The 23,886-nt window shown below is 29.4% G+C and carries 27 protein-coding genes; 3 read left to right on the top strand and 24 right to left on the bottom strand.

Translation table 11 applies throughout. The features are described from left to right. The first annotated feature begins 169 nt into the window (after window positions 1-169). Window positions 170-442, top strand: a complete 273-nt coding sequence (gene rpsT / locus KPL44_RS04145) for a 30S ribosomal protein S20 (protein WP_216107373.1) — start codon at window positions 170-172, stop codon at window positions 440-442. Window positions 443-524: 82 nt separating this feature from the next. On the opposite strand, the gene holA is transcribed toward rpsT, so the two are convergent. From holA to KPL44_RS04110, 7 genes are all read right to left on the bottom strand, one after another. After that, a complete protein-coding gene (holA, locus tag KPL44_RS04140; RefSeq protein ID WP_216107374.1) occupies window positions 525-1,559 on the bottom strand; it encodes a DNA polymerase III subunit delta in 1,035 nt (344 codons plus the stop codon). Beyond that, a complete protein-coding gene (locus KPL44_RS04135) occupies window positions 1,552-3,324 on the bottom strand; it encodes a ComEC/Rec2 family competence protein (RefSeq protein ID WP_216247662.1) in 1,773 nt (590 codons plus the stop codon). Before KPL44_RS04135 ends, holA begins: the two co-directional genes overlap by 8 nt. 231 nt (window positions 3,325-3,555) lie before the next feature. Beyond that, window positions 3,556-6,030, bottom strand: a complete 2,475-nt coding sequence (locus tag KPL44_RS04130) for a P-type ATPase (protein ID WP_216247661.1) — start codon at window positions 6,028-6,030, stop codon at window positions 3,556-3,558. Window positions 6,031-6,163: 133 nt separating this feature from the next. Next, a complete protein-coding gene (locus tag KPL44_RS04125) occupies window positions 6,164-6,340 on the bottom strand; it encodes a hypothetical protein (protein ID WP_216247660.1) in 177 nt (58 codons plus the stop codon). A 181-nt stretch (window positions 6,341-6,521) separates the two neighbouring features. Beyond that, window positions 6,522-7,064, bottom strand: a complete 543-nt coding sequence (locus KPL44_RS04120) for an MORN repeat-containing protein (protein ID WP_216247659.1) — start codon at window positions 7,062-7,064, stop codon at window positions 6,522-6,524. A 135-nt stretch (window positions 7,065-7,199) separates the two neighbouring features. Beyond that, complete coding sequence (locus KPL44_RS04115) at window positions 7,200-7,364, bottom strand: zinc-ribbon domain-containing protein (RefSeq protein ID WP_071613616.1); 165 nt, start codon at window positions 7,362-7,364, stop codon at window positions 7,200-7,202. 192 nt (window positions 7,365-7,556) lie between these two features. Then, window positions 7,557-7,739 carry a hypothetical protein gene (locus KPL44_RS04110; RefSeq protein ID WP_216119715.1) on the bottom strand — a complete coding sequence of 61 codons (183 nt, stop codon included), beginning with the start codon at window positions 7,737-7,739 and terminating at the stop codon, window positions 7,557-7,559. 349 nt (window positions 7,740-8,088) lie between these two features. On the opposite strand from KPL44_RS04110, the gene KPL44_RS04105 reads away from it, so the two are divergent. Continuing rightward, a complete protein-coding gene (locus tag KPL44_RS04105; RefSeq protein ID WP_216247658.1) occupies window positions 8,089-8,382 on the top strand; it encodes a hypothetical protein in 294 nt (97 codons plus the stop codon). Window positions 8,383-8,688: 306 nt separating this feature from the next. Here the strand turns inward: KPL44_RS04105 and KPL44_RS04100 are convergent, their stop codons facing one another. Further along, the gene (locus KPL44_RS04100) at window positions 8,689-9,414 is read right to left on the bottom strand and encodes a helix-hairpin-helix domain-containing protein (RefSeq protein ID WP_216247657.1); all 726 of its coding nucleotides are present in this window, start codon (window positions 9,412-9,414) and stop codon (window positions 8,689-8,691) included. Window positions 9,415-9,565: 151 nt separating this feature from the next. On the opposite strand from KPL44_RS04100, the gene KPL44_RS04095 reads away from it, so the two are divergent. Further along, entirely contained in the window at window positions 9,566-10,867 is a 1,302-nt protein-coding gene (locus tag KPL44_RS04095; RefSeq protein ID WP_216247656.1) for a D-alanyl-D-alanine carboxypeptidase family protein, read from the top strand. 65 nt (window positions 10,868-10,932) lie between these two features. Here KPL44_RS04095 and KPL44_RS04090 read toward each other — a convergent pair whose 3' ends face one another. The 16 genes from KPL44_RS04090 to KPL44_RS04015 all read right to left on the bottom strand — a co-directional run bounded on the left by KPL44_RS04090 (window position 10,933) and on the right by KPL44_RS04015 (window position 23,834). Beyond that, complete coding sequence (locus KPL44_RS04090) at window positions 10,933-11,883, bottom strand: RluA family pseudouridine synthase (RefSeq protein WP_216247655.1); 951 nt, start codon at window positions 11,881-11,883, stop codon at window positions 10,933-10,935. Further along, entirely contained in the window at window positions 11,876-12,256 is a 381-nt protein-coding gene (locus tag KPL44_RS04085) for a RidA family protein (protein WP_216247654.1), read from the bottom strand. Before KPL44_RS04085 ends, KPL44_RS04090 begins: the two co-directional genes overlap by 8 nt. 27 nt (window positions 12,257-12,283) lie before the next feature. Then, window positions 12,284-13,540: an LCP family protein gene (locus KPL44_RS04080; protein WP_253201607.1), complete on the bottom strand. Its 1,257-nt coding sequence runs from the start codon at window positions 13,538-13,540 to the stop codon at window positions 12,284-12,286. Beyond that, the gene (gene yqeK, locus KPL44_RS04075) at window positions 13,533-14,117 is read right to left on the bottom strand and encodes a bis(5'-nucleosyl)-tetraphosphatase (symmetrical) YqeK (RefSeq protein WP_216247653.1); all 585 of its coding nucleotides are present in this window, start codon (window positions 14,115-14,117) and stop codon (window positions 13,533-13,535) included. Before yqeK ends, KPL44_RS04080 begins: the two co-directional genes overlap by 8 nt. A 91-nt stretch (window positions 14,118-14,208) precedes the next feature. Next, window positions 14,209-14,808 (bottom strand): nicotinate-nucleotide adenylyltransferase, encoded by a 600-nt coding sequence (gene nadD / locus KPL44_RS04070; RefSeq protein ID WP_216247652.1) that lies wholly within the window; start codon window positions 14,806-14,808, stop codon window positions 14,209-14,211. Window positions 14,809-14,906: 98 nt separating this feature from the next. Further along, window positions 14,907-15,197 (bottom strand): YhbY family RNA-binding protein, encoded by a 291-nt coding sequence (locus tag KPL44_RS04065; protein ID WP_071613626.1) that lies wholly within the window; start codon window positions 15,195-15,197, stop codon window positions 14,907-14,909. Between the two features lie 77 nt (window positions 15,198-15,274). Further along, a complete protein-coding gene (obgE, locus tag KPL44_RS04060) occupies window positions 15,275-16,558 on the bottom strand; it encodes a GTPase ObgE (protein ID WP_216247651.1) in 1,284 nt (427 codons plus the stop codon). Between the two features lie 216 nt (window positions 16,559-16,774). Then, window positions 16,775-17,080, bottom strand: coding sequence for a 50S ribosomal protein L27 (gene rpmA / locus KPL44_RS04055; RefSeq protein WP_216107488.1), 306 nt, complete (start codon window positions 17,078-17,080; stop codon window positions 16,775-16,777). Between the two features lie 4 nt (window positions 17,081-17,084). After that, window positions 17,085-17,417 carry a ribosomal-processing cysteine protease Prp gene (locus tag KPL44_RS04050; protein ID WP_216119706.1) on the bottom strand — a complete coding sequence of 111 codons (333 nt, stop codon included), beginning with the start codon at window positions 17,415-17,417 and terminating at the stop codon, window positions 17,085-17,087. Window positions 17,418-17,419: 2 nt separating this feature from the next. Next, entirely contained in the window at window positions 17,420-17,731 is a 312-nt protein-coding gene (rplU, locus tag KPL44_RS04045) for a 50S ribosomal protein L21 (protein ID WP_071613630.1), read from the bottom strand. 128 nt (window positions 17,732-17,859) lie between these two features. Next, window positions 17,860-19,302 carry an Rne/Rng family ribonuclease gene (locus tag KPL44_RS04040; protein WP_216247650.1) on the bottom strand — a complete coding sequence of 481 codons (1,443 nt, stop codon included), beginning with the start codon at window positions 19,300-19,302 and terminating at the stop codon, window positions 17,860-17,862. Between the two features lie 25 nt (window positions 19,303-19,327). Beyond that, window positions 19,328-20,086 (bottom strand): TIGR03936 family radical SAM-associated protein, encoded by a 759-nt coding sequence (locus tag KPL44_RS04035; RefSeq protein WP_253201606.1) that lies wholly within the window; start codon window positions 20,084-20,086, stop codon window positions 19,328-19,330. Beyond that, a complete protein-coding gene (locus KPL44_RS04030; protein ID WP_216247649.1) occupies window positions 20,007-21,860 on the bottom strand; it encodes a TIGR03960 family B12-binding radical SAM protein in 1,854 nt (617 codons plus the stop codon). The genes KPL44_RS04035 and KPL44_RS04030 overlap by 80 nt, the downstream gene beginning before the upstream one ends. A gap of 163 nt (window positions 21,861-22,023) precedes the next feature. Next, a complete protein-coding gene (locus tag KPL44_RS04025) occupies window positions 22,024-22,884 on the bottom strand; it encodes a M50 family metallopeptidase (RefSeq protein ID WP_216247648.1) in 861 nt (286 codons plus the stop codon). A 48-nt stretch (window positions 22,885-22,932) separates the two neighbouring features. Further along, complete coding sequence (locus tag KPL44_RS04020; protein WP_216247647.1) at window positions 22,933-23,316, bottom strand: hypothetical protein; 384 nt, start codon at window positions 23,314-23,316, stop codon at window positions 22,933-22,935. A gap of 143 nt (window positions 23,317-23,459) precedes the next feature. Continuing rightward, window positions 23,460-23,834 (bottom strand): methylglyoxal synthase, encoded by a 375-nt coding sequence (locus KPL44_RS04015; protein ID WP_071613636.1) that lies wholly within the window; start codon window positions 23,832-23,834, stop codon window positions 23,460-23,462. Window positions 23,835-23,886: the final 52 nt, after the last annotated feature.

Here is a 23,886-nt window from a genome sequence, read left to right as displayed (position 1 = left end):
CTGACTCATTTAACTAAGTCTTATATTAAAATTTATGTATATAGATTAATTTACCCTTGAAGTGCTTATATTTTAATGCTATAATACTAGTTGATTAATTAAATAGATTCGTATGCAGTTTCCCCGAAACTGCTGACACGTTATTAAATACAAAGGGGGGTGAAAATTAATGGCAAATATTAAATCAGCAAAAAAAAGAATTAAAATTACTGCAGTTAAAACAGAAAGAAATACAATGATTAAATCTGCTTTAAAAACTAAGGTTAAAAAATTTGAAACAGCACTAGTTACTGGTGATGTTGCAGAAGCTAAGGTTACATATGCATCTGTAGTTAAAGCTCTAGACATGGCTGTAACAAAAGGAATACTTCACATAAACAAAGCAGCAAGAAGAAAATCAAGACTTGCAGCAAGATTAAACGCTTTAAATTTAGCAGCATAATAAAAAACCGGTGATTTACACCGGTTTTTTTATTTTTTTGTTTATATTATTATTTGTTTTTTTAAAAGCCTCTCCTCGATCACTACATTACGGTCTTTACCATAAATACTTCAATATTTGTTTTATCATCAGTTGAAGTACTTTTTAAAACTTTTTCTGTTTCAAGACATAGTTCGATATTTCTTTTTAACCTTTTTATAGTAAATTTATTGCTCTGTGAAATCATTTTTTCACAAACGTATGGATGAAGCCTTAATTCACTTGACAAAAGCTCCTTTGTTTTCCCATTTTCAGTACCTAATTTTATATTAAATAAAAGATTAAACTGCCTTGTTACCATAAATAATATAAATGGTATTTTCTCTCCCCTATATATAAGTTCATTCAAAATGTCTAGAGCCCTCTTTATATTCTTCTGAGACAAAAAATCAACTAGATTAAAAATATCATTTTCACTCTTTTGAGGCATCATCGCCAAAATATCTTTTTTAGTAATTTCTTTTCCATTTGCAAATGATACTAGCTTTTCTACTTCATTTATTATAATATTCATATTGTTATCTACCTGAGAACAAAACAAAACAAGTTCTGATTTTCCGATTTTCGCTCCGGCACCTTCAAATAAATTTTTACATATTTTCTGGAGAGATTCCCCTTTTAATTTATCAACTTTTATCACACATGCTTTCTTGTCTAGTTTTTTAATTTTGTTACTCGGTTTTTCTCTATCGCTTAAAAACGTATAATATATAATCAATATACATTGAGGCGGTGGATTTTTTAAATATTCATTTAGCATAAGAAAATTTTTATTTTTCAAATCATTAGAATTCTTAGTTCCTGAATTATCCTCTAAAAAGGTTGCCCTATATACAACCACTACCTTTTTATCGCTCATAAACGGCATAGTTTCACAAGCATCACTAATTGTCTCAAAATCTGTTTTACTACCATCAAATTTTGAATAATTTAGATCAATAAAATTTTTGTCTAGTACGCTATTTGTTATATATTCAACATGATCTTTTATTAACTTTTCATCTGATCCACAAAATATATAACAATTATCTAATTCATGTTTTTTAATCTTTTTTTCAAGTTCTGCATAATTAATCAATTATTTCCTCCAACCCTTGTGAAAATTTTAAAACTTTATTTCCTATGATTATATATTTATTAATAATTGTTCCTGACGGCACGTATGTTTCATCATTTTCAAGTTTTACTATATCTTTAAATGGTGTAATTTCATCCTTTCCACTTTTAAGTAATTCCACATTCTGTTTTTTATTTGTCTCCTGAGTAAAACATAGTAAAGCTTCTAATTTATCACGATTACGTATTAATTTAATAGTATATCTTTTTGAAAGACTTATAGCTGACTTACCAGTATAATTTTCGAAAACTCTATCTATTTTAACCGGCACTTTTAAATCATTTCCCTTAATATTCCCCGTGGTTACTGCAATAGCTGTCCGTTTGTATTGTATTAAAACCACATTATTCTTATTCACGCTTATATAACTAACCTCTGGAAAAACTTTATAACTTTGAAATACTAAAACAAAAATAATACAAATCGGAACATACTTAAATTGCATATAACCTTTTTTAATTCCAAGATAACATAGATATAATCCAAATACAACTAAACTTTCAATATAAGAAAAGTAAAGCATTTCTGGTAATAATGCTACAAGCACCTTTTGAATAAATTCTATAATCATTAAAACAGTAAACAAGCCATAATTTATTAAATTAAACAATCGATAAAAGGCACTACAAACAAGCCCCATATTCCCAAGTATCACAACTACTGTATAAAAGGGTAATAGCACTAAATTACTAAGCATAGACCCTAAACAAAAGGTTTTAAGTGCTACAACTGCATATGGAGTAGAGAATATTTGAGAACTTATACTCAAACTGAAAGATTCATTTAAAGTAGAAGGTAATTTATATAACGCCTTCCTTATTTTCTTGTTAAATACTATAATACCAAGAACACAAAGAAAAGAAAGCATAAATCCTATATCAAGAATATAAAAAGGTCTAAATACTAATATTATAATTGCAGCCAAACTAACAGATGATAGACTATCATATTTTTTATATACTTTGCTAGCTATTTTTAATATAGTAATCATTATAAAAGCTCTTATTGTCGATGATTGCCCTCCTGTGAATATCATGTATCCAAAAGAAAATAATAGAGCGATTTTATAACCAATAACAGTTTCTAACACTTTATAAACTATTGACATATGAAGACCTGATACACTTATAACATGACTTATACCCAGCTTTTTAAAATCTTCCTTTTGCACTTTTTCTATGTATCCACTATCTCCAAAACATACACCCATAACTAAAGCGGCCTTTTCTTTTCCTAAACTTTCCGAAAATTTTTCATATAACCCTTTTCTATAGCTTTCTATTTTTGATATTATATCTTCATCACAACTCTCATAAGTTTTAACTGTATATGTTCCAACTATTCCCTTTTCATATACTGCTTCCTTTTTAAAATTACCTTTTATCCAAACATTTCTTCCTTCACTTAATTCAAATATATTGCCTTTCAGATTAATCTTCTTATTATTATATCTTGCTGAGCAATAATATGTACTTTTATCTGTTATTCTCACTTTAAGTTTCGAATCACTTGGTAAATTAGTATTAAAATAAGAATAATAATTTATAATACCAATAATAAAAAAACTTGCTACTAGATAAAAAAACTTTTTATCTATAGTAAAATACATACTAGCTAAAAAAATTACAGCTATAAATGCACCTACAATAGGATTGTTTATTAATATTAAGCAAGTAATGCATCCCATAAATATTGTTACTGCATAATACACTAAAGGTCTAGCCATAATAAAATATTATACTTGAAAAATTATTTACACGAAAGAACATATAAATTTGTTCCTTACTTTTCTATTATAACATAAGCAATGTTTTAAATATATTTTCAAGTATTATATACCTCCACAGCCTTATTTTAGCCAATAAATCTTTAAAGTAATCGACCTGTCTTATTTATTAATACCTTTTCAGAACATTTAAAAATATTTGCATTATATATATAATATCTCTGCATTTTTTTATTTTAAAACAACCAATATAACTTGTACTAATAAATTAAATATCACTAAGGTATAAGCCGCTTTGTTTTTAAAGAAATGTTTTTCATATAAAAGCGATAAACAAAATATACTTTGTAACAGTGCAAACACAATAAATATACTATCCATTACGTTTATACTAACGAATTTATGTTTAATAACAATAATAAATATATAAAAAATACTAATTACAAATGAATTTCTTATAGAAGTTTTTTTTATATAATCATGGTTTATGTTTTTGAGTGTTATATCTGTATTTGTATTTTGTAATAGAATTGCAAGGCAACAGCAAGGTAACAATATAAAATTTATGGACAAACTACAAATAAGTGTAAATGGCATTCCACCCCTAATAATTATACTTAATAATACTATAATGATTTCATTTACCGCTAAAGTGCTTATAAATATATTTACTCTACTTATATAGTTAATAATTTTTTTACTGTGCCGTATTAAATTTACTATATCTTCAAAATCATTTTCCTCCAAAAATATATTTGAAAGCTTTCTTACTACATTACTGCATTCACTTCCTGCGCAAATGGATATATCAGAATTATTAAGGTACTCTAAATCAGTTAATGTATCTCCTACTGATGCAATAGAATGACCTTTTTTATTTAAAACATTAACAATATCGCTTTTATGTTTAGGTGAAATTTTAGAGAAAATACTAACACTTTCAATATTCTTTTCAAATTCATCTTTACTCATATAATCCATCTCTATCCCTGATAGAATTTCCTCTTTGGTATCTGTAACCCCTATTAATTTCCCAAATGCAAAAGAGGCTAATTTATTGTCTTCTTGATCTATGATAACTTTAATATTACTTTCCCTACAAGTGTTCATTGCTATATACGAACTTTCCTTTATAGGATTCTCAAAGCCTATTAACCCTACAAACACTAAATTGCTTTCAATATTCTCATCAATGCTTGGTTTATAGCTGAAATTCCTATATGCATACCCTATAACATTATATGCTTTATTGGACATATCTATATGAACATTTATAATATTCACAATATCATCCTCATTAATTTCTTTTTCTACACCATTAATTAAAATGTGAGTACATCTACTTAACATGCCATCAAGCACACCTTTTACATTAGCCCTATATTTATCATCTATTTTATTTACAACTGTTTTAATCTTTTTTTCAGAATCATAAGGTATTTTAAATATTCTCCTGTATTTTGTCTCAAGATTACTATTTCTCGCAAAATTTTTATCCCAGAACTCAAGTATTTCATGTTCTTCCAAACTTTCAATAGAATTACGATCTCTTAAATGCGAGGAACCTTTGTTAAAAAGCTTAGAGTCATTACAAAGTAGTGCTATACTAATTATTCTCTCTATAACCTCTTCAGTTTCTGGTTTCTGGTCCTTCATATCAATATGCCTATCATCACAATAAACTTCACAAAGAATAAGCCTATTTTCCGAAACAGCCCCAATTTTTTTCATGAATATTGTAGAAATATTAGTAAGTTCATATATAGTTGCAATACTTTTTACATATATATTTTTTTTATTTAATTTTCTAAATGTAATATAAAAAAATAAATACAATATTATAATAAACATCGATGAATTAAACGTCAAAGAAATATAAATAAGAGAATTTATAGTTTCATGAAGCCCATTATTTTTATATGTAGTAAAAATCAATGTAATTATAGCCGCTATTATAGTAATTAGCGACCCTCTATTAACAACTTTTGTTAAATTACCACTAAATAAGCTGCTATTGTTTTTAGACTCAAGTAACACTTTTATAATCTTTCCAATTTGTGTATTCATTCCAGTAGCAATGATTATACCCGAGCCAGAACCCTCAGTAATGAATGAAGATTTAAAAACAATGTTTTTTATTTCAGAAAGATTCATAACTTCTTCCTCTATCTTCATAGAGTATTTCTCCACTTCATATTTTTCGCCTGTTACCGAAACTTCTACTACCTTAAAATCTTCACATTCGAGTATTCTAATATCTGCTGGAACATATTCGCCTTTTTCTAGGTAAACGATGTCTCCAACTACCATTTCTTCACAACTTATTTTAACTATCTTTCCAGAACGTTTTACATAAGAATATGTTGTATTTAGATTATCTATTGCCATCAAACTTTTTTTCTCTTTATAATCTCCATTTATTAAAAGTATTACACTAAATATTATTATAAAAGTTACAAAACAACCTGTAATAAGCAATCTATTATAAAATAGCATAACTATACATGCTAGCGATACAATAATCCATAACTGCTTTACTTGACTCGCTATCAAAATTAAAAGACTTTCAGTTTTAGGCTTCAATATGGTATTTTCACCATGGGTTTCTCTCATATCTTTAATTTTTTCTTCATTCAATCCTGAATCAATATCAGAATTCAGCATTTCAACTACCCTCGTCATTGTTTTTCCATACCACTTCTTCATATTACCCAACCTATCCTTTTAAGTTTTTCTCCTTTATAATCTTCGTACAATAAATAGGAGACTTTAGCATTAGCCGCTAAAATCTCCTTAATTCTAAATAATTTAATCTTCTAATATAAAAAAACGCATTCTACTAATCTTGATTAGAACATAAATTGCAGTTTTTTTTATGACATTTCTTTTTCCTATTTATAATGATAGTATTTGTACAACCACAATCATTGTTTCTACAACGATTATTTCTACAATTATTTCCATCAAACCCATCATCTTCAAATAGTAATAATAATACTAACCACCAACACCACATGCATATTTCCCCCCTCTCTGAAGGCAAATATTCCTTATATAATTTTTTCTCATAAGTTTGTCCATTTTATCATAAGTTTGTCCCTCTATTTCTTTCTTTTGTTGGTATATAATATTACATTCACTGCAAAAATGTTACAACTATGGATTAGGGATAAAAAAATAACAGACTTATTGATCTGCTATTTTTTCATTTTTATTTCTCCATCAGAATAGATATACATTCCTTGTCCTTTTCTTTCATCATTTTCCCATTGACCCATATACCTTTCTCCACCAGCATAAGTATGAATTCCAATGCCATGCCTAAGTCCATCTTGAAATTCTCCTACATATGTATCGCAAGTAGGCCAAGTGCAAATGCCTTGGCCACTTTTTTCACCATTAACCCACTGCCCTATATATTTTTCACCATCTGGCCAAGTATATATTCCATATCCATCTTTTTCATCATTAATCCATCCCCCTATATATTCTTCTCCACAAGAAAAAGTAAGGGTCCCTTGACCACTCATTTTGTTATTGCTCCAATTTCCTACATATTTACTTCCATCCGCATAAATGAAAGTTCCAATCCCATGTTTCATGCCATTAATTCTCTCCCCTACATAGTTTCCCCCATGAACATGATGTGGTTTATCATCTACTTGATTGTCTTTATTTGAATTAACATTATTTAGTTTTATTTTATCCAAAGTTACTTTACTTACTTTTATATTCTTCATATTAAAATTTCTCCTTCTACTTAAGTATATCCATCTTAAATATACTATATTACTATTTCCTAAAAATCATGTTAGAGATTTGGGCAGAATAAAACCCATAGGAATAAATTCCTATGGGTAATTTTTTAAATTATATTATCTTTGAAATCCTCTGTTGTTCTGTTGTTTTTTAGCTCTTCTACAATCAGGACATCTTTGTGGTTCATTTTCAAATCCTTTTTCTTTATAAAATTCCTGTTCACCCTCAGTGAATACGAATTCTTGTGAACAATCTTTACATACAATAGTCTTATCTGTCATTTTAAACATGTCTCCTTTTTATTTATATTAAGATTTAAGATCTGATTTACTTTATATGCCTAAAAAGGTAATGTTTTAATCATATCAAATCTTGATGTTGTTGATTTTGCAATCCCAACTCACTTAGAATAACATAGATATTGTTAATATGCAATAGATTTATATAAAATACTTTTAAAAAATACCAAATGTCTATTGTTTACATTGCCTAGCTATCTCTAAATTTATAGTACCTTTAACAAGATCAATAGCTTGTAGTTTACTATATCCTTTGTGTTTTATCTGTTCTTCCTCCTTTCTTGCAATTGCTTTATATGGATATTGTTTCTCATTATTCTCTACAACTTCTATTACATAACCCCTGTATTCTTCCATACTCCACCTCTTATTATTTATTTAAAATTTTGTTCATAATTATATATTCTACATATATTATTTAAAACTAAACTGTAATTTAACTTCAATTTTAATACTTTATCATTTTGCTTGTTAACTTTAATTTTAATCAAAATCTCCTATTTTTGTCCTCCTCCAATAAGGTAATTATAACACGTTTGTAATAGTTTGAATATTCTTTTATCGAAATTAAATCAAAAAAATCAATCGTTTTCATTTCTACTGCTTTTATCTAAATATCAGCTAATAAATATTTTCCTTTTTATTAACTAATGCATGTAGTATAATTATATATTATGATGAAATATACTAATGAAGGAGGATATTTATGAAAGATAATATAAAAGAAACTGAAGATAATGTATTAAAATATCTTTATGAAAATAAAGCATCATCACCACAAAGCATATCGAAAATAAAACTTGCAATTAATTTAGGTAATGGTAAAGGCAATATTCGAGTATTAAAAGCCTCTCTTGAATCTTTAATGAAAAAAAGGTTCATAACAAAGCAAGCAGTCAGAGGAAATTATAAAATTGAGATTAGTGGAATAGAGCATATTGAAAAAAACGATCTAGAAAATGCTGATGAAATTGCTTTAAATGATATTCAAGAGAATTAAAAAAGAGCTGAGAGCTCTTTTTTTATAAAGTAAAATAAAAAGCGGCTCAGATAACATAAAACTATGTATCTAAGCCGCAATATGTCTATTTAATTATCTGGAATAAAAGCGATTTAAAAGCAACTACTTACCCCTTAGTCACTATATTTAGTTTACCATACAATACAGTTGTATTCAATAGCAATATGCAGAATTTTGTCGAATTATTCAATTCTAGCCATAGTTATTTTAATTTTTTTCACTCATTTGTATATTGTATCCTAAACTCATATAAAAATACAACTATTCAACATAATTTAAAATTAATTATTTTATATCTATCTTATCTACAAATTTGCTTAATGTCTTTTCTCCAATTCCACCTACCTTGGTAAGTTCAACTACTGACTTAAATCCTCCATTTTGCTTTCTATAATCAATTATAATATTTGCTTTAGCCTCTCCTATACCTGTAAGCGTCATTAATTCTTCTTTGCTTGCAGTATTTATATTAATGATGCCAACTTTCCCTTTATTATCAGAACTTGAAACAGTATTGCTTTTAGTAAGATTTGTAGTACCACTATTGGATGTACTACCCGTAGATGTGCTACCATTAGGCGTTTGTATTTTGTTAACCTCACCATTTTTATTAATTACAATACAATCTTCATCATTTAATTTTTTTGAAAGATTTGTAGCATTAAGATCTGCATCTTTTGTGCCACCACCTGCAAGCTTTATGAGATCAGTTACTCGACTTCCCTTTTTTATTCCGTAAACACCAGGGCTTTTTACAGCCCCCTTTATATCCACCTTAATAATACTATCTTCCGATTTTACATTACTATCTTCTACTTTTGGGGGTAATGAGGCCTTATCTTCGCCTGTATTGTTTTTTTGTGAAGTTTTATCGTTTTCAATAAATACATCTTTATAATCCGAAGTCTTAGTAGTTTCTTTTGGCCCCGACAAAACAAAGCCAATAATTATAAAGATAATACTTATGAATAAAATAGCTATAGACCCAATTATTTTTTCTTTATTTTTCATAATTCCTCCTAGTAATCAACACCTCTAATACAAAACATCTTTTTCCTACTTTTTCCTTACATATAGAATTATTGACAACTTTACGTGAATACTATCGCTAAGAAAGGATTTTTTTGATATACTGTAAATATTGAAAAACTTGGAGGTACCTATGAAGAAGTTAACTGCAATACTACTTACGTCACTTTTTTTATTTTATAATATACCAATAAAGGTAAACGCAATAGTAAAATCACCCCCCTCAGGAATTTCCGCTGATAGTGTAGTTTTACTTGATGCCACTACTGGTAAAATACTTTATGAGAAAAATAAAGATTCTGCTTACCCACCAGCATCAACAACTAAGATAATGACTATACTTTTAGTCTTAGAAAAATCTAAGTTAAGTGATGTGGTAACAGTAAGTAAAAATGCATCGCTTGCTGATGGCTCTAGCATATATCTGGTTGAGGGTGAGAAAATCACTGTAAAAGAATTGTTGTATGGATTAATATTAGCTTCAGCTAATGACTGCGCTGTAGCTCTAGCTGAACATGTAAGTGGTTCCACCGAAAAATTTGCAAAACTTATGAACACTAGAGCAGATGCTTTAGGTTGCAAAAATACCAATTTTGTAAATCCTAATGGTTTATATAATATAAAGCATAAAACTTCAGCTTACGCTTTATCATTAATTATGCAAGAACTTATAAAACATCCCGAGTACAAGGTAATTTCAACAACTCCATCATATAAAATGGCAACAACAAATAAGTCAAAGGTAAGTCGACCTCTTTGGAATGAGAATAGGCTAATACATAAAGATGACCCTAACTATTATTCAGGTTCTGAAGGTGGAAAAACAGGTTATACTACTGAATCACAACATTCTTATATTGCCGTAGCTACAAGAAACGGTCAAAGGCTTATAGTAGCTCTTGTACATGACTCCAAAAAAACTTTTTTCCCAGATAGCAGAAAACTGTTAGATTACGGATTCGAGAATTTTGAGCTCGTAAAACAATTCAGTAAGAATGATGTTGTATCAAAATTGACCTTAGATAATGGTACAGTACTTCCACTACTTGCCTCAAAGGATTTATATCTTCTTAAAGCTAAAAACTCAACTTCAAAAGCAACTACTAAAATTTCGCAAAGCAAACTAAATCTTTCATCTATCAAAAAGGGCGAATTAGTAAATACAGCTGTAATTTCTTTTGGTGAGGATACCTACCCTCTAGATTTGAATAGTGGAATTGACTATACTAAAAAAAATATTTCTCTAAAAAATAATATTTTAAGCAATTCTTCATTAGGTACTAATTTAATTCCTAATTTTAAAAACATAATAAAATATATTTTTATTGCCTTAGTATCATTAATAGTTTTTTTAAGAATAAGAGTCCTTAGACGAAGAAAAGCAAGAAAAAGAACAAATAATTTTATATATAATAGTAGAAACAGAAGATGGTGAAAAACACCAGATGTAAACTAATTTAATAGTTTACATCTGGTGTTTTTTATATCTTAATTTCAAATTTATGTTTCAGATTTTAGTTTACTTATTAAGTTATTTATATCCTCTGGTAGATTTGACTCAATTGTAAGCTGCTCACCAGTTCTCGGATGTGGGATGATTAGCTTATAAGCATGTAACGCTTGCCTATCAATATACTCGCTTTCAGCTGTTCCATAAAGACTATCACCATAAAGTGGATGACCAATATGACTTAAATGAACACGTATTTGATGTGTTCTACCAGTTTCCAAAGTAACTTTTAATAAATCAGCATTTTTAAAAGACTCAACAACTTCATAATGGGTTATACTTCTTTGTCCCTCATCACAAACTTCTCTCCTTGCACTATCCTGATTTGGATTCCCAATAGGCAAGTCAATAGTCCCTGATTTATTTTCCATATTACCATGTACAACAGCTATATAACTCTTCTCAAAAGTTTTATTATTTAAGTCTTTATCATTTGACTCTTTACTACTAACATCTTTACTTTGCATATCCCTTGCTAGCGCCATATGTGAATATTGGTTTTTTGCAATTATTATAAGACCTGAAGTATCCATATCTAACCTACTCACCAGTCTAACAATACATTTTTCATTTTTTTCTTTAAAGTAATACAAAACTCCATTAGCGAGAGTTCCACTAGGATATCCATGAGTTGGATGAACTACTATGCCTGGTCTCTTATTTATAATAATAAGGTCTATATCCTCATATGCCACGTCTATTTCCATTTTCTCTGGTTCAATATTCTGATGTTCATCTGTCTTCATATCAATATCTATTACATCATTTGAGCTTATTCTATGATTTAACTTGGCCACATTATTGTTAACCCTTATTTTCCCAGTAAGGCCTGAACTTTTTATAAATCTACCAGATAAATTCTCCGTATACTTTAAATAATCTCTCAATTTTTCATCTTTGACATTTGCACCAACTAGATAAGTTAACTTATTATCAAGCAATTGCAATTACTTCTATTTCTACTAAGGCATCTTTAGGAAGTTTTCCTGCTTGAATGCAAGACCTAGCTGGTGGATTTGTTATAAAGTATTTTGAATATATTTCATTCATTTGCGCAAAATCATCCATATCTTTTAAGAAAACCAAAGTTTTTACTACCTTGTCTAAACTAGACCCAGCTTCTTCTAATATAGCTTTTACATTCTCTAAAGATTGTGCTGTAGCCTTTTTTATATCATCGTTTATAAATTCTCCAGTCACTGGATTTATTGCTAATTGTCCTGAAGTATATAATACATTGCCTACCTTAACCGCCTGAGAATATGGTCCAAGAGCCGCTGGTGCATTATTTGTGTTTATAATATTTTTTTCCATTTTTCTCCTCCTAATAATCTTATATTATTAATGCATTAGTTCGTGGTCATCACCTAACGTAACTACTACATCAAAATTTTTATCACTTGACGATAAGAATTCAATATTATCAATTTTAAAATCAGTTTGTAGCTTTGACTTCATATCTTCGCTACCATTGTATACTATAATCTTACTTTTTACAGTAGCTTTACCTGTTTGTGTTTTTGCTTCATTATACCCCTTTTCGACTAGGTATGTTGAAAAATCCTTAGCCAAGCCTGTTTTTTTGGTACCATTTATCACCTTTATCTTAAGCTTTGACTTGTTAACAACCTGAGCTTTATTATCACTTAACTCTGAAATAACCTTTTTATTAAGTGCTTCATCATACACTACATATGATACACCATTTATAGACTTTTCTGCACCTTTAAGTGTCTCCATAGAAAGTTTATCACTGTCAATACTAGCAAATATGTATCCAAACTTAAATATTTCACTAGCATCCATATTAGTTTCTATAGCACTTTTAACCGCAGTTAAAACACTTGGGATCTTAAATATTATAAATGGACTTTTCACTTTTTCCATAACCTTTGCGATAAATATATGTTGATTTTCTATTCTTCCTAAATCACCATTTGCCAAACCTGAACCATCAGTGTTTTTTCTCCACCTAAAAAATTCCTCAGCTTTTTTGCCATCCAAATGAACTAGACCTTTTTTGAAATGAATGCTGAGATCTTGCGTAGGGTCATCATAATCCATTTTTCTTGTTATGTTAATATCAACACCACCAATAGCATCAATCAATTTATCAAAGCCCTTATAATTGACTTTTGCATAGTAGTTTATTTTAACACCTATTAATTTTTGTACAGCAGCTACTGCAGAAGTCACACCACCAATAGCATGCGCTGCATTAATCTTCTGATTCCTACCATTTATAGTTATTAACGTATCTCTAGGAATAGATACCATACTAATTTTTTTATCACTCGCATTATAATGTACCAATATCATTGTATCTGTTCTCTTAGGATCATTAGCATTTGTTGAACCAGCCGTCCCTACATCTACACCCATAACCAGTATATTGCATGATTTTCCATTTGTCTGGATCCTTGTTATATTGTCGTTATTTAATTTTGATGATAAATCTACTGCAGTATCATTAAACCCAGTTAAGTATAAATAAAGTCCTCCAGAAACTAACACAAAAATTGCCAACAAAAAAGCAGCGATTTTAATGGCAAATCTCTTATAATTGATTGTTTTTCTTTGCTTTTTATTATTACTCATCTTTTCTCCTACTCTTTTCACTTAATAAATAATTTCTTGCGTCAATTGTATCTATATGCAATAATTGTTTTTGACCTATAACATATTTTATAGTATTCTCCAAACACAATATTACCGCAACATCCAAATTCACCTTACTTAACCTTCTTACCTCATCTATACCATTAAATGCCCTTAATGGTTCAATATAATCTGATAAAAATATTATCTTTTCTAAAATACTCATATCTTTTCTTCCAGTAGTATGATACTTAATAGAATTTAAAATATCTTCATCGTGAATCCCCATTACATCTCTCGCTATTATACTCCCCACTAGTCCATGAATAATTTGTGGGCTTTGTTTGCTTACTTCATCGAGCTCTATTTTATGGTTCGTAACCATTTTTATAAGTTTCTCATTCGCCAAATTCTTAGCACAATCATGAACTAATCCTGCAATCCGTGCTTTTTCTATATTTTGCCCATATATAGTTGCGAGTTCTATTGCAGTTTTACTAACACTTACACTATGTTTAAATCTACTTTCTTTTAAATTTTTCTTTATATAATCAAGCATTTCCTTTTCATTCCACATTTAAGCCTCACCCCTTATTATTACTTTAACACAGAAAAAGATTTATGCACTTATTTTTTTATATATTTTACTTTTTTTGTAAATTTAAAGCTTATTTATATAATTTAAGCTTCTCAACAATTTTCTCTACACCTTTAGGTAGAAGATAATTAATATTCCTACCTTCTTTTATACTTTTCCTAATACTTGTTGATGATATATCTATAATTGGCATATCAAGAAAAATTATCTTATTATTATATCTACTCTCTAAATACTTTTTCTGTTTAAGTATTTTTTCTAATTCAAATCCTGCCCTATTATAAACCACTAGCCGACAACTATTTAAAAGTCTATCTACATTCTTCCAATTATCTAGATCTATCAAGCTATCTGCACCAATTAAAAAATACCATTCAGTGTTAGATTGTAGCTTACTAAAAAGTTCAATAGTTTCATATGTATAACTATTTTCTTTTTTATTTATTTCATAATCACTTATTTCAAAGTTGCTCTCACCTTCTATTGCCCTATTAACTAAATCATATCTGATTTTAGAATCTGTAATTTGTTTATTTAGCTTATTTGGTGGATTTCCTGCTGGCATAAATAAAATCTTGTCTAGCTTTAAACTATATAATGCTTCATAGGCAATATGAATGTGACCTATGTGAATTGGATCAAAAGTACCTCCAAAAATGGCCTTTTTCACTTTAACACCTTCTTTATATTATAATAGGACAATTTAACTAAAACAATAAAAAGTTTTCAACTTTGCATAGAAGAAAAAGCATGTAACATTACATGCTTTTATGGTAATTCTATTATAGGTTTTTTTATAGACCTTTTGTACAATACACATTTGCTACCAATGCTTTGAACTGCCTCAGCACCTATCGATTCGCAAATTATATCAGAAGCTTCTCTAGCAGTTAACCCACTATTATTTAAAACCTTAATTTTAATAATTTCTCTAGATTCTAGTGCCTCTTCTATTTGCTTTAAAAAATTTTGTTCTATTCCAGCTTTTCCAAGCTGAAACAATGGTTGCAATTTATTGCCAAAAGTTCTTAAGTAACTTCTTTGCTTACTTGTAATCATAATATCCTCCTACATGCCTTGTTAAATCATCTCCTGGGTCGCCGCAACAACTTTTTAAAAGATGTATTAATTATCTTTTATGCTAAATATTCAAATTCAAAGTTTTGTAATCTTACTAAATCACCGTCTTTAATTCCTTTTTCAACTAAAGTATCAAAAACTCCCTTATTCTTCAAAACTTTATGGAAATATTTAAGAGAATCAGGCTCATTTATATTAACCGCACTTAGTAATCTATCAACAAAAGTTCCTTCAACAACAAATGTCCCTTGAGAATCTTTCTCTACAGTGTACGTAAATCTCTTTTCCTCTATTACGAATTTTTCTTCATCATTTATTACTAGTTCCGTAACTGGAATAGTAGATAATATTCTAGCTGCTTCTTTCATCAAAGCTTCTACGCCTTGATTTGTAGCTGCAGATATTTTAAATATTTTACTATCATCATATCCTAATTCATTTAATTTTTTCTTAAAGTTCTCAAACACTTCATCATCGAAAAGTAAATCGCTTTTATTTGCAGCTATTATTTGAGGTCTATCCCATAATTTAACACTATATTTTCTAAGTTCGTTATTTATTTTTATAAAATCCTCTACAGGATCTCTACCTTCGATACCTGAAATATCAACCACATGGATAAGCATTCTAGTTCTCTCAATATGTCTTAAGAATCCTATTCCTAGACCTACACCTTCAGCTGCACCTTCAATTATTCCTGGAATATCTGCCATAACAAAATGCTGTGCACCCTTAACACTTACTACTCCTAAATTTGGTTTTAAAGTTGTAAAGTGATAATTAGCAATCTTAGGTCTTGCTTTTGATACTACTGACAATAATGTTGACTTTCCTACATTTGGAAAACCTAATAAACCAACATCAGCTAAAATCTTAAGTTCAAGCTTAATCCATCGTTCTTCTCCTGGCATACCTGGTTCAGAAAAATTAGGAGCTTGCCTTGTAGGTGTGCAAAATTTAACGTTACCTTTTCCGCCTTGTCCAGCTTTACAAACCCTAAAAGTTTCACCATCATGAGCTAAATCATACATTATTTTGTTTGTTTCCATATCACGTACAATAGTACCCATGGGAACTTTAACATACAAATCTTCTCCAGCTTTTCCATAACACTTAGAGCCAGAACCACCTACTCCATTTTTAGCTACGAATTTTCTTGCATATGAAAAATCTAATAACGTAGTCATGCTAGCATCAACTACAAATATTACATCTCCACCATCTCCACCATCTCCACCATCTGGTCCACCGAGAGGTATATATTTCTCTGTTCTAAACGAAACAGCTCCATTACCACCGTTTCCTGATTTTACAAAAATCCTGGCTGTATCAATAAACATATATTTCACCTTACCTTAGCGCATTTTCAATTTTTTTATCTTGTTTAATTTTAATAAAAGTTTTATTATTATCAAAATAGCATATATAAATCTTTAAACTTATATTTATATATTGCCACCTATCTCTGTTTTCTATGTAAAATTGTATTTCTAATTTATTAATTTATATTCTCCAAAAGAGAATTTTAAAAAAGCACCCTTTAAGGGTGCCTTAAATTATTCAGCAATAGACATTTCTTCTTCAACAACAGGATAAACGCTTGCTTTTTTCTTCATTTTTCCCATTCTTTCGAATTTTACTATTCCACTAATTTTAGCGAAAAGAGTATCATCTCCACCTATTCCAACATTGTTTCCTGGATGAATTTTTGTTCCTCTTTGTCTTACTAAAATGTTACCTGCAAGAACGAATTGTCCGTCTGCACGTTTAGCTCCAAGTCTCTTAGATTCACTGTCTCTACCATTTCTTGTACTACCTACTCCTTTTTTATGAGCAAATAATTGTAGATTCATAACTAACATAGCCTTACACCTCCTCTACTTCCACTTTTATATATTTACCATAAGTAATTTCTACACTTTTAAGTCCAAGTATCATTGTTTCAAGTAAAACTTGACATCTTTCAATATCTTCTAGAGTTTGACCTTCTAAATTTAAATTTAAAAATCCATCATCCATATCATACTTTACCTTAATTTTCAAAACTTCCTCAATCCCAATAATAGTAGTTTGAGAAATTGCTGAAATTGCACTACAAATTAAATCAACATCCAACTGTTTTTCTTTAGGCATTGCATGACCTTTTATTTTAAAAGAAACTATTTTACCAAGACTTCGAACAAATCCAACTTTAACCATAACTAAGCTTCTATCTTCTCGATTTGAATTTTAGTATATGATTGTCTATGTCCTTGTTTCTTTCTATAATCTAACTTTCTCTTGAATTTGAAAACTATAATCTTTTTAGCTTTTCCTTGTGCTAATACTTTAGCAACAACTTTAGCTCCTTCAACTACAGGTTTTCCAACTATCAAACCATCTTCCTTACCTACTGCAAGAACTTCATTTAACTCAATTGTTGTTTCAACTTCAGCATTCAATTTTTCAACGAATAAAACGTCTCCTTCTTGAACTCTGTATTGTTTTCCACCAGTTACTACAACTGCGTACATAAAATACACCTCCTTGATCCAGTCTCGCCATCCCAGGTACATACCTAATAATAAAATATGTTTACAACCTTACGTGTGCGGTCTACAAAGGACATTTTAACATATACGAACATGTTTGTAAAGTATATTTACCCATATATCTTATATGTTTGCAAATTTCTTATTTGATTTGCAAAAATTAGCGATTCTACTTTAAATTTCTCCAAATGAGGAATAAAATTGACATAAATTTTATTTTCTATCGCCCCTATTTGACTTGCAAATTCTAGAACATTGTCCATTATATCTTTCTTATAAACTTCACCAATTTCAATATATATGTCTTTTAAATCCTGTTCACTATTAATCTTAAAAATTTCATTTCTAATTAAAAATTGCATATAAGCTAATTTAACCCTACTACTCTTTCCACCACATACTGTGCAAGGTTCCTCAATGAATTCATATATAGACTTACCTCGCCTCCTCCTTGCAATCTGGACTAGGTTAAGCTCTGTAAATGGATAAATCACCGTCTTATTTTTATCGTCCTCAAATCCATCTCTTAGAACACTTAATATGCTTTTTCTAACATCTGGCTCCTCAATATCAATAAAATCTATTATAATGATTCCGCTTAGATTTCGAAGTCTTATCTGCCTTGCTATTTCTGTTGCTGCCTCAATATTAGTAGTTTGTGCAGTCTTTTGCAGTGAACGACTTTTTATATTTTTCCCTGAATTAATATCAATTACATACATTGCCTCAGTTTTATCAATAACAATATTCCCACCACATTTTAGTGTAATCCTGTGATTTCGTAGACTTAGTATTTCTTTTTCTATTCCATAATAATCGAATAACATCCTACTCTCATTATGAAGTTCAACCTTTACATCAATGTCAGATCTAGTCTGCGTATTTTTTTTTGTATACTCAAAATCACTTTCATTATTCAATACTATTTTAAAAGTATCTTTATCTAAAATATCACGCAGTGTTCTGTTTAAAGCCCCTGCATCACTAAACAACAAAATAGGATTTCTTGAATACTCAGAGCGTTTAATAACATTCTTATATATCTCATACAAGGATTCAACCTCATCATTTAAAGTATTGATATCAACCTGGGCAGCATTAGTTCTAATCATTACCCCAATATCCTTTGGTTTAATTAATGACCTCTCAACCAACGCCTCAAAATCTTTATTGTTTATTTTTTTTGAAAAACTAATATTTTTATTCATATTAACAACAACGCAGTATGTACCAGGAATACCAAAAGCACTAGTGACTTTTGCCCCTTTTTTATCTATTGCTTCTTTTAAAACTTCAACTATAAGTTCGTCACCTTTTTTTATCTTGGTATTATGAAACTTTTCATCAAGATACATATAACAATCTTTATTATGACCAATATCTATAAAAGCACACTTAATTGCTGGAACAATATTTTTTACTACGCCTTTATATATTTCTCCTGGAACTGGACCACTATTCTCTTCTTCTATAAAACATTCCTTTAGTTTATTGTTTTCCTTTATTGCTATCCTCAAAATCTCTTCTTGTCTTTCAATATATATTTCTTTCATTTTGACCCACTCCTATTTTACTATTTTAGAAAAACTCGCTAAGAGTGACTAATTTTTCATCTTTATATGCATACATTTCTTCGCGAGTTATATCAACAAAAGTCTCTTTATTAATAAACTCTAGATTTTCCTTTATGTATTCGCAGAGTAGACTAGCAGATAAATTATCTCGACTACCGCAAGAAATAAGAACTTTAATAGACATCACAAAATTATCTACGTTATAATCGAACTCATGAATAAATTGTTTTATATTAACCAACTTTTCTCCACTTTTTTTGCTGATTTTAATAATATTCCATTCGTCCAAAGCACATAGATCATCCATTTTTTCCTTAATACCTTCTATATCGGTGCATTTAAATTTAATAGTGTATCTAGCTGCATCAATAATTGCCATAGCTTGCTTTTGCTTTGTTCCCTCAACCGGGATTACTTTTACAACATCTAAAATTTTAATTCCACGTGGTGTGTTCTCATTCATTTTATCCATAATATAGTTTTCATCTAGTTCATCAACTAGTACTACATCCATATATTCACCATTTGAATGTACCCCTACTGACAATGGTTGCGCGATAGATACTGCCATGTGTGGATTGAAACCTTTTGAATACCCAATTGGAAGTTCTGATCTCTTAATTATCTTTTGGATAGTCCTCATTAAATCTAAGTGAGCAACAAATTTAATTTCACTTTCCTTACTATACTTGATTAAATAACGCACCGTTAAAACACGTCCCTTCTTTAAAGTTAACATTAACCCCACAATGCGTGCATCCATCTTTGCAATTTTGAGTTAGTTCTACTTTTTTAGCTTTTTCATTTTCATTTATTAAATACTCTTTATTTACACCAATATCTATGAAATCCCATGGAAGTACTTCCTCATAACTTCTTTCCCTATAAGCATAGAAATCTCCAGAGACTCCGCATTCCTCCATTGCTTCTTTCCATATTTCAAAATTAAAATATTCGCCCCAGCCATCAAATTTTGCACCTTTTTCAAATGCCTTTATTATAACATCGCAAATTCGTCTGTCCCCTCTAGCCATAACTGCCTCTAAGTACGAAACTATTGATTCATGATAATTGTATGTAACTGCCTTACTTTTGATTGCATACTTAACTGCTTTTATTTTTTCAACTACATCCTCCATTCTGCTTTGAGGTACCCATTGAAATGGAGTAAATGGTTTCGGTACAAATATAGCTGTACTTGTAGTAACTCTTAATCCTCTTTTTCGTGTTTCTTTCGGGATTTTAAAGTATTCCCCTGCAACTTTATCTGAAAGCTCTGCAATGCCACGTACATCCTCTAATGTCTCATAAGGAAGTCCAACCATAAAGTAAAGTTTTATAGTTGACCACCCTGAAGCAAATACACTACTAACCGCTTCTAATACTTGTTCTTCTGTTACACCTTTATTTATAATATCTCGCATTCTCTGTGTTCCTGCTTCAGGTGCAAAAGTTATACCAGTTTTCTTCACCTTTTGTATTTCCTTAATTAAGTCCACTGAGAAAGAATTTATCCTAATAGACGGCAGCGATACACTAACGTGGTCCTCCTTATTTTTCTCTATAAGGGTTGTTACAAGGTTTTTAATATCAGAATAATCACAAATACTTAAAGAGCTTAAAGATATTTCTCTATATCCGGTACTCTTTAATAATTTATCTGCTTCATCTATAAGGGTAGCAGTGCTTTTTTCTCTAACTGGTCTATATATCATTCCAGCTTGGCAAAATCTACATCCATTTGTACATCCTCTAAATGTCTCAAGTATTACCCTATCATGTACTATTTCAGTATATGGAACTACTATTTTCTCTGGATAAGCAACTTTATCAAAATCTACTACAAATCTTTTCTTAACATTACTAGGAACATCATCATATTTAGGTTTAAATTCACGTATAGTATTATCCTCATTATAAGATACTTCATATAATGAAGGGACATATACTCCTCTTATTTTAGATATTTCTCTTAAAAATTCTTTTTTCTTACCTTTATAATTTTTATAAACATCTAATACCTCATTCATTATCTCCTCACCATCACCAAGCTCAAAGAAATCCACTATATCGTATAATGGTTCAGGGTTATAGGCACATGGACCACCAGCCATAATTATAGGCTCATCGTCACCTCTCTTAGATGCTCTTATAGTAATGCCTGCCATATCAAGCATATTAAGAATGTTTGTGTAACTCATCTCATATTGAAGTGTAAACCCTAAAAAATCAAACGCTTTTAAAGAATCCTTACTCTCTAATGCGTACAAAGATATATTGTTATCTCTCATTTGTTTTTCCATATCTGGCCAAGGCGCAAAAGCTCTTTCACAATAAGTGTCAACTCTCTCATTCAAAACATGATAAAGTATTCTACTTCCTAAATGTGACATACCTACCTCATATACATCTGGGAAACAAAAAGCAAATCTTATATCAATTTTATCTATATCTTTATAACAACAATTTAGTTCTCCACCTATATATCTAGCAGGTTTTTCAACCTTAAATAAGATATCATCGGAAATTTTATTCATAGAAACCACTCCTCGTTTTTTCATCTACGGTAAATAACAATTTACGTACATTACATTATTTTATTTTAACACATGAGTCTTAAATCTCAAAACTAAAAATTTTTAACCTTTAAAATAAAATAACCAACCTAATAATAGGTTGATCATTTTGATGCAAGACATGTCATAAAATATGTTTTAATTTTTTAATATCAATATATTCATTTAAACTTATATTACCATATGTTTTTATTGCTTCGATTATTTCTTCCTCATATAATGTCTCGATTACACGCATATTTTCATCAAGTACAGTAAACAAATTATATTTATTTTTATCAATTATTCCTAAAACATATAATAAGCTTTTCTCACAAAAAATAGATATACTCCTATTCTCTACATATCCTCGCTTTATAAATCTATATTTTTTCTTAATAATGTAGCCCATAATCAAATATACTATCCTTTCCTTCTCTTTGATTGAAGATATTAAAATAAATATTGAAATTAAGCCTAAATTAAAATTCCCCCTGTTTGCAGACACACTTACAAAATATATAAACATAAAAACACTTCCAAGAATCATGCTAACCCTAATTGTGATCTCATTAGCTCTTCTATAGATATTATTAAAACTAAGTATATCACGAAGCACCCTCCCCCCATCTAATGGGAAAGCTGGTATAAGATTAAATATACCTATTGCTAAATTGCTATTAAAAATCAAATCAAAATAAGGCCTTTTAAATATTATAAATAGAATATAAAAAATGAATGCAAGAACTAAGTTTAATAATGGTCCTGATAAAGAAATTATTAAATCTTCTTTGGCATTTGCTTCATCTAAATCTTTTAGCTTAAGTACTGCGCCTACAGGAAGTATTTCTATATCAAAACCAGAAAACCCTAAAATTCTTGCGGTTAAATAATGCATTAACTCATGGAGGAATACGAAAACAAAAGATATTACTAATTTCCCTTTAAATCCTAATACTATTAGCAAAATAATATACGGTATAAACAACTTACTTATTTTTATCAATTAATCCCCCAAAGCAATTGCTAAAGATGTTATAAATCACTCCATTTACTAAAAATCAATATTATTATTTATTCCATTTTCCTTAGGTATCGTGCTTTTAACCTTATCTAAAAACTTTATCGTAATTGTTTTTACATCATTAAATCTAATATCCCTTGCTTTTTCAAGTAATACACTATAATTATATTGCTTATTTATCGCTTCCTTAGAATAATTATATGCAAATTGTGTTTTTGGTGTAATAATTACTTTGAGAAGCAAAACAATAATGAATAATGTAAGCACTCCAATTAACTCCCTTGTTAATCTCTTTATATATAACTCTGATACACTGCTATGTTTATAGTTTTCACTATGAAATTTATTTGTGCCTCTTTGCCTTCTAGCTAAATTATTATAATAGCTTTGGTACTGCGTATTATAATTTCCCATTTGCTCCCCCTTATACAATCTTTTACTCTTTATATATATTTAATTTTCAGCATTTATATTACAAATTATAAGAAAAAAGATATATTAATCATCTAAAACAAGAAAAGCACTGCAAAATTTGCAGCGCCCCCAATTATTTATTATTAATATTCACGATCTTTTAAACTTCTCATCAAAACTTCAGCTGTACCTAAATTTGTAGCAAGTGGAATGCAATGTACATCGCATAACCTAAGAAGTGCTGAAATATCAGGCTCATGAGGTTGAGGTGTTAGTGGATCTCTAAGGAAAATTATCATATCCATTTCCCCCTGAGCTAGTTTAGCACCTATTTGCTGGTCGCCTCCGAGTGGTCCTGATAAAAATCTAGTAACAGGAAGACCAACTTCTTCATTTATTAATTTTCCTGTTGTACCAGTTCCATATAATTCATGTTTAGCTAAAATATCCTTATATCGTTTTGCAAAGTCAATCATATCTTCCTTTTTTTTATCATGTGCTACTAATGCTATTCTCATATCTTTCCCCCCTAGTGCAATTTTTATGAAATATATTAAATCATCGCATATA

Source organism: Clostridium sp. DSM 17811, from assembly GCF_018861905.1.
Classification (GTDB): Bacteria; Bacillota; Clostridia; order Clostridiales; family Clostridiaceae; genus Clostridium_AD; species Clostridium_AD frigoriphilum.
The sequence above is the reverse complement of the archived record's forward strand: the minus strand, read 5'-3'. Positions and strand labels throughout refer to the sequence as shown.

Coding starts and splice junctions, on each gene's coding strand:
- rpsT (WP_216107373.1), top strand. CDS start 170: ATGGCAAATATTAAATCAGCAAAAAAAAGAATTAAAATTACTGCAGTT.
- KPL44_RS04135 (WP_216247662.1), bottom strand. CDS start 3,324: ATGGCTAGACCTTTAGTGTATTATGCAGTAACAATATTTATGGGATGC.
- KPL44_RS04130 (WP_216247661.1), bottom strand. CDS start 6,030: ATGAAGAAGTGGTATGGAAAAACAATGACGAGGGTAGTTGAAATGCTG.
- KPL44_RS04125 (WP_216247660.1), bottom strand. CDS start 6,340: ATGTGGTGTTGGTGGTTAGTATTATTATTACTATTTGAAGATGATGGG.
- KPL44_RS04120 (WP_216247659.1), bottom strand. CDS start 7,064: ATGAAGAATATAAAAGTAAGTAAAGTAACTTTGGATAAAATAAAACTA.
- KPL44_RS04115 (WP_071613616.1), bottom strand. CDS start 7,364: ATGACAGATAAGACTATTGTATGTAAAGATTGTTCACAAGAATTCGTA.
- KPL44_RS04110 (WP_216119715.1), bottom strand. CDS start 7,739: ATGGAAGAATACAGGGGTTATGTAATAGAAGTTGTAGAGAATAATGAG.
- KPL44_RS04105 (WP_216247658.1), top strand. CDS start 8,089: ATGAAAGATAATATAAAAGAAACTGAAGATAATGTATTAAAATATCTT.
- KPL44_RS04100 (WP_216247657.1), bottom strand. CDS start 9,414: ATGAAAAATAAAGAAAAAATAATTGGGTCTATAGCTATTTTATTCATA.
- KPL44_RS04095 (WP_216247656.1), top strand. CDS start 9,566: ATGAAGAAGTTAACTGCAATACTACTTACGTCACTTTTTTTATTTTAT.
- KPL44_RS04085 (WP_216247654.1), bottom strand. CDS start 12,256: ATGGAAAAAAATATTATAAACACAAATAATGCACCAGCGGCTCTTGGA.
- KPL44_RS04080 (WP_253201607.1), bottom strand. CDS start 13,540: ATGAGTAATAATAAAAAGCAAAGAAAAACAATCAATTATAAGAGATTT.
- yqeK (WP_216247653.1), bottom strand. CDS start 14,117: ATGTGGAATGAAAAGGAAATGCTTGATTATATAAAGAAAAATTTAAAA.
- KPL44_RS04065 (WP_071613626.1), bottom strand. CDS start 15,197: ATGATTACAAGTAAGCAAAGAAGTTACTTAAGAACTTTTGGCAATAAA.
- obgE (WP_216247651.1), bottom strand. CDS start 16,558: ATGTTTATTGATACAGCCAGGATTTTTGTAAAATCAGGAAACGGTGGT.
- rpmA (WP_216107488.1), bottom strand. CDS start 17,080: ATGTTAGTTATGAATCTACAATTATTTGCTCATAAAAAAGGAGTAGGT.
- KPL44_RS04050 (WP_216119706.1), bottom strand. CDS start 17,417: ATGGTTAAAGTTGGATTTGTTCGAAGTCTTGGTAAAATAGTTTCTTTT.
- rplU (WP_071613630.1), bottom strand. CDS start 17,731: ATGTACGCAGTTGTAGTAACTGGTGGAAAACAATACAGAGTTCAAGAA.
- KPL44_RS04040 (WP_216247650.1), bottom strand. CDS start 19,302: ATGAAAGAAATATATATTGAAAGACAAGAAGAGATTTTGAGGATAGCA.
- KPL44_RS04035 (WP_253201606.1), bottom strand. CDS start 20,086: ATGGATGCACGCATTGTGGGGTTAATGTTAACTTTAAAGAAGGGACGT.
- KPL44_RS04030 (WP_216247649.1), bottom strand. CDS start 21,860: ATGAATAAAATTTCCGATGATATCTTATTTAAGGTTGAAAAACCTGCT.
- KPL44_RS04020 (WP_216247647.1), bottom strand. CDS start 23,316: ATGGGAAATTATAATACGCAGTACCAAAGCTATTATAATAATTTAGCT.
- KPL44_RS04015 (WP_071613636.1), bottom strand. CDS start 23,834: ATGAGAATAGCATTAGTAGCACATGATAAAAAAAAGGAAGATATGATT.